The organism is Gemmatimonadota bacterium (assembly GCA_016719105.1).
Classification (GTDB): domain Bacteria; phylum Gemmatimonadota; class Gemmatimonadetes; order Gemmatimonadales; family Gemmatimonadaceae; genus SCN-70-22.
The window spans coordinates 1-15,410 of the sequence record JADKAQ010000017.1 but is presented as its reverse complement, the minus strand read 5'-3'; the positions used below and the strand labels follow the sequence as shown (position 1 = coordinate 15,410).

Annotated in this window: 10 protein-coding genes; 9 read left to right on the top strand and 1 reads right to left on the bottom strand. The window is 69.2% G+C overall.

What is annotated here, in order from left to right:
* The first annotated feature begins 1,520 nt into the window (after positions 1-1,520).
* The 9 genes from IPN47_17310 to IPN47_17270 all read left to right on the top strand — a co-directional run bounded on the left by IPN47_17310 (position 1,521) and on the right by IPN47_17270 (position 14,234).
* Complete coding sequence (locus tag IPN47_17310; GenBank protein MBK9409764.1) at positions 1,521-2,123, top strand: chromate resistance protein; 603 nt, start codon at positions 1,521-1,523, stop codon at positions 2,121-2,123.
* Between the two features lie 109 nt (positions 2,124-2,232).
* Complete coding sequence (locus IPN47_17305) at positions 2,233-3,165, top strand: DUF1259 domain-containing protein (protein MBK9409763.1); 933 nt, start codon at positions 2,233-2,235, stop codon at positions 3,163-3,165.
* 35 nt (positions 3,166-3,200) lie between these two features.
* Positions 3,201-5,486, top strand: a complete 2,286-nt coding sequence (locus IPN47_17300; protein ID MBK9409762.1) for a carbohydrate binding family 9 domain-containing protein — start codon at positions 3,201-3,203, stop codon at positions 5,484-5,486.
* An 895-nt stretch (positions 5,487-6,381) separates the two neighbouring features.
* Positions 6,382-7,638 carry a TolC family protein gene (locus tag IPN47_17295; GenBank protein MBK9409761.1) on the top strand — a complete coding sequence of 419 codons (1,257 nt, stop codon included), beginning with the start codon at positions 6,382-6,384 and terminating at the stop codon, positions 7,636-7,638.
* A 5-nt stretch (positions 7,639-7,643) separates the two neighbouring features.
* Entirely contained in the window at positions 7,644-9,164 is a 1,521-nt protein-coding gene (locus IPN47_17290; GenBank protein ID MBK9409760.1) for an efflux RND transporter periplasmic adaptor subunit, read from the top strand.
* Positions 9,165-9,181: 17 nt separating this feature from the next.
* On the top strand, positions 9,182-12,217 hold the full coding sequence (locus IPN47_17285) for an efflux RND transporter permease subunit (GenBank protein ID MBK9409759.1): 3,036 nt from the start codon (positions 9,182-9,184) through the stop codon (positions 12,215-12,217).
* Between the two features lie 97 nt (positions 12,218-12,314).
* Positions 12,315-12,980 (top strand): HupE/UreJ family protein, encoded by a 666-nt coding sequence (locus tag IPN47_17280; GenBank protein ID MBK9409758.1) that lies wholly within the window; start codon positions 12,315-12,317, stop codon positions 12,978-12,980.
* Between the two features lie 64 nt (positions 12,981-13,044).
* Entirely contained in the window at positions 13,045-13,338 is a 294-nt protein-coding gene (locus tag IPN47_17275) for a hypothetical protein (protein ID MBK9409757.1), read from the top strand.
* A gap of 491 nt (positions 13,339-13,829) precedes the next feature.
* On the top strand, positions 13,830-14,234 hold the full coding sequence (locus IPN47_17270; protein MBK9409756.1) for a DUF4198 domain-containing protein: 405 nt from the start codon (positions 13,830-13,832) through the stop codon (positions 14,232-14,234).
* Positions 14,235-14,333: 99 nt separating this feature from the next.
* Here IPN47_17270 and IPN47_17265 read toward each other — a convergent pair whose 3' ends face one another.
* Complete coding sequence (locus IPN47_17265) at positions 14,334-14,483, bottom strand: hypothetical protein (GenBank protein ID MBK9409755.1); 150 nt, start codon at positions 14,481-14,483, stop codon at positions 14,334-14,336.
* Positions 14,484-15,410: the final 927 nt, after the last annotated feature.

The window sequence follows — 15,410 nt, the reverse complement described above, 5'->3', positions numbered from 1 at the left end:
TCCCCTCATGAAAGCGATCGCGACGTGACCGGTGCCTGTTGCGAGGTGCCTCGTTAGGTTCGACCGGGACACGTTCGGCGTTGCATCGTCGTCGGTCCGGACCAACACATCGACGGTGCGGATTGCATCCTCTGCGGACCGTACGCACGCGTCGACGGACCACGCGACCTCGTCGACGGACCGACCCGACACCGCCCGACACGCGCGCGTTCACAGCGGTACAGCGGACGTTCCGAGCTGACACGTCGACGGTGCGACGCGACGAGTGCGCGGACGGGCCGTCATGGTCGACGACCCCAGCGACGGCGTGGGCGGACCGGGCGACGCGGTGGACGGTTCGTGTTGCGTCGTGCACGAACGGGACAGACACCGTGACGGACCGACTGGCGCGATGCACGGACCGAGCGTCGTCGTCGCCGGACCGGCCGACGCGCCGCTGGACTGCAGGTGGCGAGTCGACGGTCCGCGCGTCGTCGTCGACGGTGCGAACAACGATGTGGGCGCTACGACCGACATCGTCGACGGACCGAGCCGACACATCCACGTGCCGACCCGACAGGTGCACGGACCGAGCGCGGGTGTACTCGGACCGAGTGCGTGTGCGTGCGGACCGAGCGCGGGTGCGCACGGACCGAGCGCGGGTGCGTGCGGCCCGAGCGCGAGCGCGCACGGACTGCGGCTCGATCATGGCGTTACAGCAGGCGTTGGGAGGTATTCACCGGTGGCCGGACACGGTCGACGGCCGCCTGCGCGCGTTTTTTCGACGCGAGCCCCCCTACCCTTTCCCCCGGCACCCCTTTTCTTGTCAAGTGGGTCGGGCGCGTGAACGAGCGTTCGGGGCAACACGAAGCGGGCGTCAGGGCGCGGCGCAGGTACACATCGCGCGGTCGCCTGTCGAAGGGGAGCTTCATGAGCCGCGGCTCGCGCTGCCGCGTCGACGGGCGTTCGCGACAAGCGCGTCGGCGGCGCGGCGCCGGCGGCGCGCTTTCGGCGACGTACCGCAGGAGCGCCAGCATCGACAGTCCGCGGCGATCCGGATAGGCGGGCACAGCCGGTCGCGCTACGAGCGACCGGCGGATGTGTCAAGCGAATCCCACGCCCGGCGGCCTTGCGCCGAGCAACTGTGAGAATCACTATCACAGTTGCTATGTCCGTCGCATCGCCCCCTTGGCTCCTTGTGGTGCACGCGATTCCCCCCAAGCCGGACTACCTCCGGGCGAAGGTGGGGAAGCGGCTGGCGCGCGCCGGAGCGATCGCGCTCAAGAACTCCGTGTACGTCCTGCCGCGACGGGACGAGGCGATGGAGGACTTGTCGTGGGTCCGCCGCGAGGTCGAGGCGGGGGGCGGAGAGTGCACGATCCTCGAGGCCTCCGTCGTCGCCGGGATGTCCAACGACGATCTCGTGGCGCGCTTCAAGGGGGCGCGCGATTCCGACTACGCGGCCGTCGCCATCGACGGGGGATCGGCTGCGGCTGACGCTCACCGCGCCGCCGCCTCTCGAGGCCGCGGATCGGGAGGGCGTGGCCGTCGAATTGGGGCGACTGCAGCGGCGATTGGACGAGATACGGGCGATCGACTGGTTCGATGCCGAGGGGGGGCCGGCGGCCACGGAGTCCGTGCGGGGGGTCGAGCTCGCGCTGCGCGCCCTTTCTGGACCGGCGGGCGATGCGTCTGATGGGAGCGCGGAGGCGCGAGGGCGCGGCGCCCTCTGGGTCACGCGTCGCGATCTTCACGTCGATCGCCTGGCCAGCGCCTGGCTCATTCGGCGGTTCATCGACCCGGCGGCGCGCTTCCTGTTTGTCGAGGCCAGCGCCTACACGCACGCCGAGCCGCAGCGTCGCTTCGACATGTTCGAGGGCGAATACACGCATGAAGGGGCCGATTGCACCTTCGAGACGCTGCTGCGGCGCTTTGCGCTGGCCGATCCGGCACTGGTGGCGTTAGGCGAGATCGTGCACGACCTCGACCTCAAGGAACGCACCTTCGCTCGACCCGAAACCGACGGGGTGGCGCGCCTGATCGACGGGCTCGTGCGATCACATGCCACCGACGAGGCGCGACTCGAGCACGGGTTGGCCGTCTTCGACGCGCTGTACGCGGGATTTCGCCCGAGCGGGCCGTGAGGCACACGCGGGCGGCGCACCAACGGCGCTTGGCATCGCGCAACCGCAGGCGCACGCACGATTGCCTGCGCCCAATCATTTCTCGTCCACTTGTGAGGAGTTCAGGCACATGACCATCTCTCTTCCCGTGCTTTCGGCGCGTCGTTCGTCCTCACGCCAGCGCCTCACACGCCCATGGCGGCTTGTCTTGCTCGCGCTGCCGTTGTTGCTGGCGCCGCGCGGAGGGAGCGCGCAGGGCGCGGCCGCGACCTGGGGCGAGGTCGCCCGCATCCTGCAGACCCCCGCCGTCGCCACCGGTGGCTATCAACGGTTCAACTTTCCGCGCCGCGACGTCACGATGCGCATGGGCGACGTGACGGTGTCACCGATGCTGGCGTTAGGCGGCTGGGCCGGCTTCAGCGGCGAGCCTTCGGACGCCATGCTCATGGGCGACCTGGTGGTCACGCGCGATGAACTCCAACCGGTGCTGGCCGAGCTGGCACGACAAGAGATCGGCGTCACGTCGATCCACAACCACCTGGCGGGCGAGAGCCCGAGCATCACGTACATCCACTTTCATGGCGAGGGGGATGCCGTGACGCTGGCGCGCAGGCTCGACCGCGCCGTCGCGCTCACGAAGGCACCGCGCCCCGTCACGAGCAGTGCGCCTCCCCCAGTCACGATCGACACGGCGCTGGTGCACCGCACGATGGGGGTCACCGGGCGCGCGTCGGGGGCGGTGTCGCAGCTTGCCTTCCAGCTGGTCCCCGGGACGGTGACGATGCACGGCAAGGTGCTGGTGCCGGCGCTGGCGTACGGGAGCCCGGTGAATATCCAGATGGTCGATGCCACGCGCGCCGTGGCAACGGGCGACTTTGCGGTGGGGGAGCATCACGTCGACCCGGTGGTGCGCGCGCTCGCGACCAACGGGATCACGGCGACCGCGGTGCATTCGCACCTGGTGGGCGAGTCGCCGCGGATCTACTACATCCACTTCTGGGCCGACGGGGCGCTGCCGGAGGTGCTGAAGGGGCTGAGGGCGGCGGTAGACGCTGGACGCTGAGCCCGGCTAGGTTGCGCGACATGCTTCTTCGGACAATGCCTCTCGCCGCACGTCGACATCGCCTAACGACGCCCGTCACGCTCCTGGCGATCGCGGCGGGGATGTGTCGCGCCCCGTCGCTCGGCGCACAGCTCCCCACCACCAACGTCCCGGCGCTGCGCGTGGGGACGGTGCGCGGCGTGGTGCACCTCGACGGTCGCCTTGACGAAGCCATGTGGGCCGGCGCCGACTCGATCGCGGCGCTCACGCAGATCGAACCGGTGCAGGGGGTGAGACCGGCGGGGCGCACGGTGGTACGCATCCTGGCCAGCGCCGACGCGATCGTGATCGGCGTGCGTGCCGACGATCCTGATCCCGCCCGAATCGTGGCCTTTGCCCGCGAGCGCGATGCGAACCTGAGCAACGAAGATCACATCAAGCTCGTGCTCGACACGTACCGCGACGGACGGTCAGGGTACGTGTTTGCCGTGAACCCCAATGCGGCACGCTACGACGCGTTGGTGTCCAACCAGGGAGAGAGCGAGAACGCCAACTGGGACGCCGCGTGGGAGGCGGTGACGGCGCGCACGGCGACGGGGTGGTCGGCCGAGATCCGCATCCCGGTGCTGAGCCTGCAATTCAAGCAGGGGGCGAGCGAGTGGGGGTTCAACGTGCAACGCCGCATCCAGCGCCTGCTCGAGACCGACCGCTGGGCGAGCCCCGAGCGCAACTTCCAGGTGACGCAGACCTTTCGCGCCGGCCGGCTGACCGACGTCCCGCCCTTCTCGCTGGGGCTGGGATTGAGCGTGCGCCCATCGCTCACCGCGGGCGGCGGCGTCCCGGCGCCCAAGGCGGGCTTCGAGGAGGCGCACGACGCGAGCCTCGACATCACCAAGACGTTAGGCGCGAACACGCTGGCCGCGTTCACGGTCAACACCGACTTCGCCGAGACGGAGGTCGACACGCGCCGCACCAACCTCACGCGCTTTCCCATCGTCTTCCCCGAGAAGCGGACCTTCTTCCTGCAGGGGGCCGACATCTTCGATTTCGGCCTGGGGACCGGAGACGACGTGCGCCCCTTCTTCAGCCGGCGCATCGGGCTCCTGAGCGGGAACGAGGTCCCGATCCAGGCGGGGCTCAAGGTCAGCGGACGCGGGCGCGGGGCCAATGTCGGCGCCCTCGTGCTGCACACCGGTGACATCGATGATCGGGAGGCGTTGGGCCTGCCGCAGACGTCCAGTACCATGGGTGTCCTGCGCGTGCGGCAGAATGCGCTGCGCGAGTCGAGCGTGGGGATGCTGGCCACGTTCGGTGACCCGTTGGGGCGCGCCGGGAGCTGGACCGCGGGAGGCGACGCGACCTTTCAGACGTCACGGCTGTTCGGCAACAAGAACTTCCTCGCCGGCGTGTGGGGGCTCGCCATGGGACGCGAGGGGCTCGGCGACGGCGAACGCACCGCCGTCGGTGGGAAGCTCGACTACCCCAATGACCTCTGGGATGTCGCGCTCACCTTTCGACGCGTCGGCGACGCCTTCGATCCCTCGTTAGGGTTCATTCCCCGCCCCGCCGTGCAGGCGCTCAACCTCAGCATGACCTACAAGCCGCGCCCCAAGGGGAACGTGCTGGGACTGGACGTGCGGCAGATGATGAACGAGCTGTTCTTCACCCTGGTGGGCGACCTCGACGACCGGTGGGAGAGCTATCGCGTCTTCTTTGCCCCGGTCAACTGGCGGCTGGAGAGCGGCGATCGCTTCGAGTTCAACGCCAATCCAACCGGGGAGCGCCTGGCGTTACCCTTCGAGATCGCCAAAGGGGTCGTGATCCCCGCGGGGTCGCACCACTGGATGCGCTACCGCTTCGAAGCGGGCTTTGCCCCCAAGCGACGCCTGAGCGGGCAGGCCACCTGGTGGACCGGGGGCTTCTACACGGGGCGCCTGGACGAGCTGGTGCTGACCGGGGCGTGGAAGCCGTCGCCCCTGTTCATCGTCGAGCTCAACTCGACGCGCAATGTGGGGCGCTTGCCGGAGGGCAACTTCACGCAGGACCTGGTGGGGACGCGCGTGCGCGTGAACGTCTCCTCCAACCTGCAGCTCAACAGCTACCTGCAGTACGACAACAGCTCCGACAGCTTTGGCGCCAACACGCGCCTGCGCTGGACCTTTGCCCCGTTAGGCGACCTGTTCGTGGTGTACAACCACAACCTGCGCCACGACATCGACCCGGAGACCGGGCGCCCGATCGACATGGGGTTGGTGACCGATCCGACCCGGCGCCTGGACCGGCGCTGGGGGTTCGGGTCGAACCAGTTGCTGGTGAAGGTGCAGTACGCGGTGCGGTACTGAGCGGCGATCACCCGCCAAGGTGCGGTGCTGGTAGGCAAAACCGGGGCGAAGCCGTAGATTCGGGCGTGCGTTTCTCCCTTCGGACCCGACTCGTCGCGCTGGCGACGGCACTGCTCGCCGGCACGAGCGCCCCGCTTCAGGCGCTGGCGCACGGCGAGGTGCATGAGCACCTCAGCAGGGCGCACGGGGCGGCGCACGAGGATGCGCATGCGGCAGCGCACAAGGATGCGCATGAGGCGGCGCACGACGATGCGCATCCAGTGGCGCACCGAGCCGGAGACGGGGACGAGCATGCTCCGACGACGCCCGGCGCATCAGGCCACACACGCACCGTGTCGAATGAACGAGGCACCGTCTCAACGCCTCGCGATTCGCACGGACACCAGCACGCGACGCTCGCCGCCGTCGTGGGACCGCGCGATGCGACGCGGGTCGCATCCTCGGTGGCGACCCCGGCGATACTCCCCAATCCGATCGCCGTGATCGGTGACCGGACCTGCAGCACGGTGGCACCGTGCGAAGAACGCGCCCTGTTGGCGCGTCCCGGTCCCGAGTACCAGCTCCCGCCCGCCCCGAGGGGCCCACCCCTCAGCTGACCGACGCCCGGCCACCGCCCTACGCGCTCGCGACCTCGCGAGGCGCCAGGGGGGAGTGGCTCGGGCGTGTCGTGCTGGCCGTCTCCCACGTCGCACTCGACGTGGGCTGTCCTGGTCCCCCTCTTCGCTCCAGTCGCGCGGCGCACTCTGCCGACAGCTGCAGCGGGACGCTGGACCTCACGCCACTCCGGTCACCCGTGTCACGCCACTCATTCAATAGACGGTCCCTCGTCACGTCGCTGCACCCGCGCCCCAACGCGCCCCCGCGCCGAGGCGCGCGGGCGCTCGTCGCCGGCGTCGTGTGTGCAATCGCGATCACCCCCGCGATAGGCGCCGCACAGCTCACGCTCGATTCGGCGCGACGTGTTGCGCAGGCGGCCAGCCCCGACCTTCGCGCCCAGCGCGAAGCCGTGCTTGCCGCCCAGGCGCGCGAGCGCCAGGCGGGGGCGCTGCTCAACCCCGTGCTCGTCTACGGGCGCGAGCAGACCTCGCGCGGCGACCAGACCAACGCGCAGAACATCACGCAGCTCGAGCAGTCGATCGAGGTGGGCGGTCAACGCGCCGCACGTCGTGCGGTCGCGCGCGTACGCGTGTCGCTGGCGATGGCACGCCTCGACAGCGTGGCGACGACGCTCGACTACGAGGTCGCCACGACCTTCGCGCGCGTCGTGACGGCCGACCAGCGCGCGCGCCTTGCCGACGAAACCGCCGCGGCCTTTGCCGAAGCACAGCGCGTGAGCGATCGCCGCCTCGCCGCGGGCGACGTCTCGGGCTACGCCGCGCGCCGCCTGCGACTGGAAGGGGCACGCTTCGCGGCGGTGCGCAGCGCGGCGGCGCTGGAACGTCGCACCGCGCGGGTGGCGCTTGCGACGCTGATGGGGCTGCCGATGATCGGAGCCGATTCGCTGGCCATTTCGACACGCATTGCGTCTGACGGCACCACCCTGGAACAGCTCCCGCTCGACTCGTTGTTGCAGTTGGCGCAACGCGACCGCGCCGAGGCGCGCCTCATCATGCTGGACACGGAGGCGGCCAGGGCCGACGCCCACCTCGTCGCACGCGAGCGCATCCCCACGCCGGTGCTCTCGGCGGGCTACAAGGGGGAGCGCGTGGCCGATCCCACCGCAGGATCGCTCACCGGCTTTCGCGGCGTTGTCGCTGGGCTCACGGTACCGCTGCCACTGTTTGACCGGCGCGCCGGTGCCATCGAGGCCGCCGCGGCCGATACGCGCCGCGTCGAGGCGGCGCGGGATGCGGTGCGGCGGCGAGTGGCCCGCGAAGTGGCCGACGCGCTGGACAACCTGCGCGCTGTCGAGGCGCAGCGCGCCGCCCTGGCACCACAACTCGGCGAGGAGGGGCGCGCCGCCATTCGCGCCATTCAAGCCTCGTACGCCGAAGGCGAGGTGACGCTGGTGGAGTGGCTCGACGCGATGCGCGCCTACCAGGAAGCCGAATCGACCCTCGTCACGCTCCAGGGTGAAGTGGCCGTTCGCCGCGCCGCATTGGCGCGCGCCGTGGGCGCTTCACTCTTCCCCGCGGCCACGCCCCTTCGATGATCCCGATGACTAGAGATATTCTGCAGCGCCGCCGCGCCACGCGCTTCCTGATTGCGTGCGCGTCGCTGGCCGCGCTGGCGGCGTGTGCTCGTGACAAGGGCGCCGAGGCGCCGGCGACCCCCGAAGGGGGTGAGCCGGCCGGTGGCGCCATCACGCTCTGGACCGACTCGACCGAACTTTTCATGGAGCATCCGGCGCTGATCGTCGGGGCGCCGGACAAGTTTGCGGTGCACCTTACCGACCTCACCGACTTCGCCCCGCTGCGCAGCGGGCGCATCACCCTCACCTTCCGCCCGCAAGGCGGAGGCGCGCCGGTGGTAGTGGTGCAGGAAACGCCGCGCGCCCCCGGCATCTACGGGCCGGCGCCGACGTTTACCGCGGCCGGCACGTACGACCTCACCATCCTGGTCGACTCGCCTCAAGCGAAGGACAGCATCTCGGTGCCGGGGTTGAGGGTGTACGCCACGGCCGCCGAGGCACCGCGCGAGGGCGACGGGGGAGACAGCGGTATCAGCTTCCTCAAGGAACAGCAATGGAAGACGCCGGGCTTCGCGACCGCGTTCGCGCGTAAGGGAGACGTGGCGGGATCATTCGAGGCATCGGGGGTGATCGAGCCGCAGGCGGGGCGCTGGGCGCAGGTGAGCGCGCCGGTGGGAGGACTGGTCGATGCGGCGGGGGTGGCGACTTCGCCCGTCCCCGGCCAGCGCGTGTCGCGCGGGCAGGTGCTGGCCACGCTCACGCCGTCGTTAGGCGAAGGGGGCGGAGCGGCGATCGCAGAAGCGCGCGCCCGGTTGCGTGAGGCGGAGGATGAGTACGAACGGGCCAAGCGGTTGCTTGCTGTCGAGGCGGTGCCCGAGCGCCGCGTGCACGAGGCCGAGATTCGCCTGACGGCGGCGCGCGAGGCGCTGGCGGGGTATGGCGCCGACGTCGGCGGGCGCGTGACGGTGACGTCGCCGATAGCCGGCGTCGTCGCGGAGCGTCGGGTGACGCCGGGGAGCCGCGTGGAAGGGGGAGCGCCGCTCTTCACCATCGTCGATCCGTCGGTGGTGTGGCTGCGCGTCAACGTGCCGGCGGCGATGGCGCCGCAGGTGTCGCGCAGCGCGGGGGTGGACTTCGAGGTGGAAGGGTCGACGCGCCGCTACACGGCGCGGCGCGTGGTGTCGATCGGGAGCGTGATCGACTCGATGTCGCGCACCGTGCCGGTCTTGTTCGAGGTGGCCAATGGCGATGGCTCCATCAAGGTGGGGGCCAACGCGCGCGTGGCGGTGCGTACCGGGCAGCGGGAGCGCGGCGTGGCGATCGCGGCGGCGGCGGTGCTGGAGGAAGACGGGCGCCCGATCGCCTTCGTGCAGCCCGAAGGGGAGACGTTCGAGCGGCGCGAGCTGGTGGTGGTGGGGCGCGAGGGCGACGTGATCCTCGTGCGCGCGGGCGTGAAGGCGGGTGAGCGCGTCGTCACGGGTGCCGCGTATCAGGTGCGCCTGGCGTCGCTCTCGACGAGCGTCCCGGCGCACGGCCACGAGCACTAGCGCCGGAGAGCGAACCGATGCTGAATGCACTCATCGCGCTCTCATTGCGCAACCGCGTCGTGGTCCTCGCCATCGCGGCGTTGATGCTGGTGGGCGGAGCGTGGACGGCGTGGCGCATGCCGGTCGACGTCTTTCCCGACCTCACCGCCCCGACCGTGACGGTCCTCACCGAGGCGCACGGGATGGCGCCGGAGGAGGTCGAGGCGCTGGTCACCTTCCCCATCGAGACGGCGGTGAATGGCGCCACCGGCGTGAGGCGCGTGCGCTCGTCGACCGCGCAGGGGATCTCCGTCGTCTGGGTCGAGTTCGACTGGGGGACGGAGATCTTCCGCGACCGGCAGATCGTGGCCGAAAAGCTGCAAACCGTGGCGGCCTCGCTCCCCGAAGGGATCGCGGCGCCGGTGCTCGCCCCCGTGTCGAGCGTGATGGGGGAGATCATGATGATTGGCCTCACGGGCCCAACTCCCGGCAGCGACAGCATGGCGCGCGAGCTGCGCACCATCGCCGACTGGACGGTGCGTCGTCGGCTGCTGGCTGTCCCGGGCGTGGCACAGGTGATCCCGATTGGCGGGGCGGTCAAGCAGTACCAGGTACTCCCCGATCCGGCACGCATGCTCGCCGCCGGCGTGACACTCGACGAGGTGGTGCGCGCGGCGCGCGGCTCCAATGCCAATGCCTCCGGCGGCGTGTACATGGACAAGGGGCAGGAGTACGTGATTCGTGGCATCGGGCGCGTGCAAACGGTGGACGACATCGCGCGCACCGTGGTCGCGGTGCATGGCGGTGTGCCGGTGCTGCTGTCGCAAGTGGCCGAGGTGCACATTGGCAGTGCGCCCAAGTACGGCGACGGTTCGGTGGACGCGGCCCCTGGCGTGGTGCTGGCGGTGCAGAAACAGCCGGGCGCCAACACGTTGGAGCTGACGGCGCGCATCGAGCGCGAACTCGCCACCATCCAGCCCATGCTGCCCAAGGGGGTGGCAATCAACGCGCAGCTCTTCCGGCAGTCCGACTTCATCTCGGTCGCCATCGGAAACGTGGTGACTGCGCTGCGCGACGGGGCGGTGCTGGTGGTCATCGTCCTCTTCCTCTTCCTGTGGAACCTGCGGGCAACGGCGATCTCGCTGGTGGCCATCCCGCTGTCGCTGGTGGTGGCGATCTTCGCCATGCAGCTGCTGGGGATCACGGTGAACACGATGACGCTGGGGGGGATGGCGATCGCGATCGGTGCGCTGGTGGACGACGCGATTATCGACGTGGAGAACGTCTTTCGGCGGCTCAAGGAAAACCACCATCGCCCCGAGGGGGAGCGTCGCGGGGCGCTGGCGGTGGTGTACGAGGCGTCGAAGGAGATTCGCTCCAGCATCGTGAATGCGACGATGATCATCATCGTCGTCTTCCTCCCGCTCTTCTTTCTGGGTGGGGTGGAGGGGCGGTTGCTGCGCCCGCTGGGCTTTGCGTACGTCGTCTCGATCCTGGCCTCGCTGCTGGTAGCGGTGACGGTGACGCCGGTGCTGTGCGCCTACCTGCTGCCGAACGCCGGTGCGGTGCAGCGCGAGGAGGAGAGCGCGCTGGTGCGGTGGCTCAAGGGGCGGTACGCCGGGACGCTGGAGTGGGTCATCGCGCGCCCCAAGGCGGTGCTCGGCGGCGCCTTGCTCGGATTGCTGCTGACGGTAGCCGCGGTCCCCGGGCTGGGCTCGGCCTTCCTCCCGGAGTTCAACGAGGGGGAACACGCGCAGGGGGTGAATGCCGCCGAGATCGACGTGACGATGAAGGACGGGATCGACAAGGAGCGCGTGTTCGAGGAACTGCGCACCGCCTTCTCGGCCATTCCCGGGACCAACGTCACCATCGGTCAACCGATCGGCCATCGCATCGACCACATGCTGTCAGGGACTCGTGCAAACATCGCGGTCAAGATCTTCGGCCCCGACCTGTACCAGCTGCGCCAGGTGGGGACGGCGGTGCGCGACGTGATGCAGGGCGTACCCGGCATCGCCGACTTGCAGCTGGAGCAGCAGGCCGACGTGCCGCAGCTTCGCATTCGCGCCGACCGCACCGCGCTGGCGCGCTACGGGATGAGCGTTGGGCAGCTGGCCGAGGCGATCGACGTCGCGCTCAATGGTGAGGTGGTGTCGCAGGTGCTGGAGCAGGGGCGCAGCGTCGACCTCGTCGTGCGCTTTCCCGATGCGCTGCGCGCCAACGCCTCAGCCATCGCCGCCGTCCCGTTCGATACGCCCACAGGGCAGCGGGTTCCACTGTCGCAACTGGCGACGGTGACGGTGGAGCGCGGCCCCAACACCGTGTCGCGCGAGAACGTGCAGCGAAAGATCGTCGTGCAGGCCAACGTGGCGGGGCGCGACCTGGGGAGCACGGTGAACGACATCCGGCGGGCGGTGACTCAACAGGTCACGCTTCCCCCCGGCTACTTCGTGGAGTATGGCGGACAGTTCGAAGCGCAGGGGGAGGCGACGCGCGTGTTGTCGGCGCTCTCGTTGCTGGCGGTGGCGGCGATCTTCGTGATCCTCTTTGCCGAGTTTCGTTCGGCGCGTACGGCGGCGCTGGTGATGGCCAACCTGCCGCTGGCGCTCATTGGTGGAGTGGCGGCGGTGTACCTCACGGGGCGCGTGGTGAGCATTGCCTCACTGGTAGGCTTCGTGACGCTCTTCGGCGTCGCCACGCGCAACGGCATCCTGCTGGTGGCGCACTACCGCCAGCTGCTCTCCGAAGGGGTGGCGTTCCGGGAGGCGGTGGTGCGGGGTTCGCTGGAGCGACTGTCGCCCATCCTCATGACGGCGCTCACCGCTGGGCTGGCGCTCATTCCGCTGGCGATGGGAGGCGGAGAGCCCGGCAACGAGCTGCAGACGCCGATGGCGATCGTGATCCTGGGCGGGCTGCTCTCGGCGACCGCGCTCAACATGCTGGTGGTGCCGGCGCTGTACTGGTTGTTTGGCGAACGCACGGTGGCGGTCGCTTCGGTGGACGTCCTGGATCCACGACGCGCGGACGACGGGGCATACGTCGTCGCGGCGCTCCCCTCCCCCTCCAACTCCTAGGCGTTGCATGCGTTCAGTGCCTTCGTTGCATCCACAACCACCACGCAGTCCCGGCGACCGTGTGGTGCCGCTTCGGTTGCTGCTGCTTGCGCTGTTGATGGTCCCGCTGGTGCCCGGCGTGGCACTCGCGCATGGCGTAGCGAGCGGCGACAAGGGGTACCTGCAGGAGGTGTCGGGGGTGCTCATGATCCCCTTTGCCTACCTCGGCGCCAAGCACATGGTGACCGGGTACGATCACCTGCTCTTTCTGCTTGGGGTGATCTTCTTCCTGTACCGGCTCAAGGACGTGGCGTTGTACGTCACGCTGTTTGCGGTGGGGCACTCGGTCACGCTCATCAGCGGGGTGCTGGCCGGGGTATCGGTCAACGCCTTCGTGATCGACGCCATCATCGGGCTGTCGGTGGTCTACAAGGCGCTCGACAACCTGCGGGCGTTCGAGCGATGGTTCGGTCGGGCGCCTAACGCGCGGGTGGCGACGCTCCTCTTCGGGCTCTTTCACGGGCTGGGGCTGGCGACCAAGATCCAGGACTTCCAGGTGTCGCCCGAGGGGCTGCTCCCCAACCTGGTGGCGTTCAACGTGGGGGTAGAGCTCGGGCAGGTGCTGGCACTGAGCATGATCCTCATCGCCATGTCGTACTGGCGGCGCCTGCCGAGCTTTGGCCGCCGGGCGTGGGGGGCCAACGTTGCCATCATGGCGGCGGGCTTTGTCCTCATGGGCTACCAGATGGTCGGCTACTTCATCACGCGTTCCTTCACCGCCTGACACCATGACTTCTCCGACTCCGCCGTCCCCGTCTGCCCCCGAGCTCCCCTCCACTCGTGCGCTGGTGCGTTCGACACTCGCGGCGCTGGCACTGGCCGGAGCGTTGCTACTGACGGTGGTCCTTCCCGCCGAGTACGGCATCGATCCCACCGGAGTGGGGCGACTGCTGGGTCTCACGCAAATGGGTGAGATCAAGGTGCGCCTGGCGCGCGAAGCGGCGGAGGACGCGGCCGCCGACGAAGCAGCGATGGATGCCGCCGAGGCCGAAGCCGCCAAGGCCAGCGACGCGGCGGCGAGCGCCGCCGACACCAGCGCCGTCGATTCGACCAGCGCCGCCGACACCACCGCGACTTCCTGAGTTGTTGCAGCTGCACCTGATGGACCTGCAGGCTCCCGTTCCCATCTTCTTCCCACGGAGTACGACGATGACCGTCCGTTTGACCCGCACCCGCCGCACCGCCGCCATTGCGCTCGGCCTACTCCTCGCCTCGGTAACGCTGGCCGCCGCGCACGACATGTTCGTGAAGCCCACGCGCTTCTTCGCACCGGAGAACGCCGAGGTGCGCGTGCGCCTGCTCAACGGGACCTTCTCCAAGAGCGAGAACTCCATCGCCCGCAATCGCCTGGCCGATGCCAGCGTCCTCACGCCGCGCGGGCGCATCAAGCTCGACACCGCCGAGTGGGGGGTGAAGGGCGACACGAGCACGTTCCACATCCACACGCGCGGGGCGGGGACATACGTGATCGGCGTCTCGACCAGGCCCAACGAACTCGACCTCTCGGCCGACGACTTCAACCTGTACCTACAGGACGACGGGATTCCCGACGCCCTGGAGGCGCGCAAGAAGAATGGCGAACTGGCCAAGCCCGCGCGAGCGCTACCACAAGCACGTGAAGGCGCTGGTACAGGTGGGGACCGAGCGCAGCGATGCCTATGCCACGGTGATGGGATATCCGGCCGAGATCATCCCGACGGTGAACCCCTACACGTTGAAAGCTGGTGCCACGCTGCAGGTGAAGACGCTGGTGGATGGCAAGCCGGCCGGCAACCAGTTCGTGCTGTACGGCGGCGAGGTGTCGGGAAGGGGGGCGATGGAGCAGAAGAGCACGCGCTCCAACGCCGAGGGGATTGCCAGCATCCCGCTGACGACGGCAGGGGTGTACTACATCAAGTTCATCAACATGACCAAGCTGCCGAGCGGCCCGGTGAACTACGAATCGAAGTGGGCGACGCTGACGTTTGAGGTGCGGTAGCGAAACGCAGGTACACGGCCGGCGCGACGGCGCTCGACTCGGCGGCGCGTCGGCCTCGTGGCTTGGTCGCCAGAATTGACGGGTTCTGTTCCAGACGGTTCAGGGGGTCGGCGCCACCCGCACGCTATCCACCACGCTGCGCACCGCCTTGATGACCACGTCGGGGCGATCGAACTGGACGTAGTGGGACGCGTCGTCGAGCGACACGTGCTGGCTGCGCGTCGACCACGACGCCTCCTCGTCGTGCATCGCCTTCCACAACGCCTTGAAGTCCTTCCCCTTCTCGGGGGGTGAGCTTGAGCGCGGTCAATCCCGGCTGCGCCCAGCGGGCGCATGGCGGTGAGCACGTACAGCGGCCGATCGCCGAGCTGGCGAAAGGTCCGCCTCATCGAAGATGGCGCCGAGCGCCATCATCTCCTTGAGGGCGCCAGAAGCGACTGCGTGGAATAGGCGCTCGACGCCTGCGCGCTGGCTTCGCCTGGTTCGGCATGCGCGGGGTGAGGCTGGTGGCGAGCAGCTACGCCCCCACGACAGGGCGGAGGCGATCTTGATGGGACCTAACGCGGACCCGGATCGCCCGCTGCTGGCGCAATCTTGGCCATGCGTTGCATCTGCTCGATGCGACGCGTCGACCATCACCAGTCCGGCCACTTCATCGCCGTAGTACTTCTTTTGGTGTAGGTCATGATGTACGGCCTGCCCAGCGAGTGCCTGACCATGACGAAGGGCGCCTGCTCGCCGGCCTTGGTGAGGGCAGCGGAGATCGTCCGCGACCCCTGCCGGTGACCGGATCGGGCGACGGATCGCTCCACATGATGCCGGCGCGATCAGCCGCGGCAGGTGCGCGACGTGGCCGCGAGGGAGTCATGCACCGCCGACCGTGCGAGCGCCCTGTTGATGTCGAGCCCCGACACCAGGACGACCGTCGGCATCCCGCCCCGCGACAATCGACGTAATGCGCCGTCCGCCGATGTCGACCAGTGCCCCGGCGGCGGGAAGTCACGCGCGTGGCGCCGCGATGGCCGAGGAACCCGTACCTCCGCTCCCGCGACCACCACGGCAGAGCAAGAGGGCCACGACCGAGAGCGCGATACGACGCAGCCATTTTTTCATGCCAGTCGGAAGAGCTGGAGGTGTCGGAGGGGGACGATGCGCCGACGAAGATGCTGCGCGTGA

What these genes read in the sequence shown, in the direction of transcription:
- IPN47_17305 (MBK9409763.1), top strand. Translation starts at nt 2,233, where the DNA reads ATGACCATCTCTCTTCCCGTGCTTTCGGCGCGTCGTTCGTCCTCACGC.
- IPN47_17300 (MBK9409762.1), top strand. Translation starts at nt 3,201, where the DNA reads ATGCCTCTCGCCGCACGTCGACATCGCCTAACGACGCCCGTCACGCTC.
- IPN47_17290 (MBK9409760.1), top strand. Translation starts at nt 7,644, where the DNA reads ATGACTAGAGATATTCTGCAGCGCCGCCGCGCCACGCGCTTCCTGATT.
- IPN47_17285 (MBK9409759.1), top strand. Translation starts at nt 9,182, where the DNA reads ATGCTGAATGCACTCATCGCGCTCTCATTGCGCAACCGCGTCGTGGTC.
- IPN47_17280 (MBK9409758.1), top strand. Translation starts at nt 12,315, where the DNA reads ATGGTCCCGCTGGTGCCCGGCGTGGCACTCGCGCATGGCGTAGCGAGC.
- IPN47_17270 (MBK9409756.1), top strand. Translation starts at nt 13,830, where the DNA reads ATGGCGAACTGGCCAAGCCCGCGCGAGCGCTACCACAAGCACGTGAAG.
- IPN47_17265 (MBK9409755.1), bottom strand. Translation starts at nt 14,483, where the DNA reads ATGCACGACGAGGAGGCGTCGTGGTCGACGCGCAGCCAGCACGTGTCG.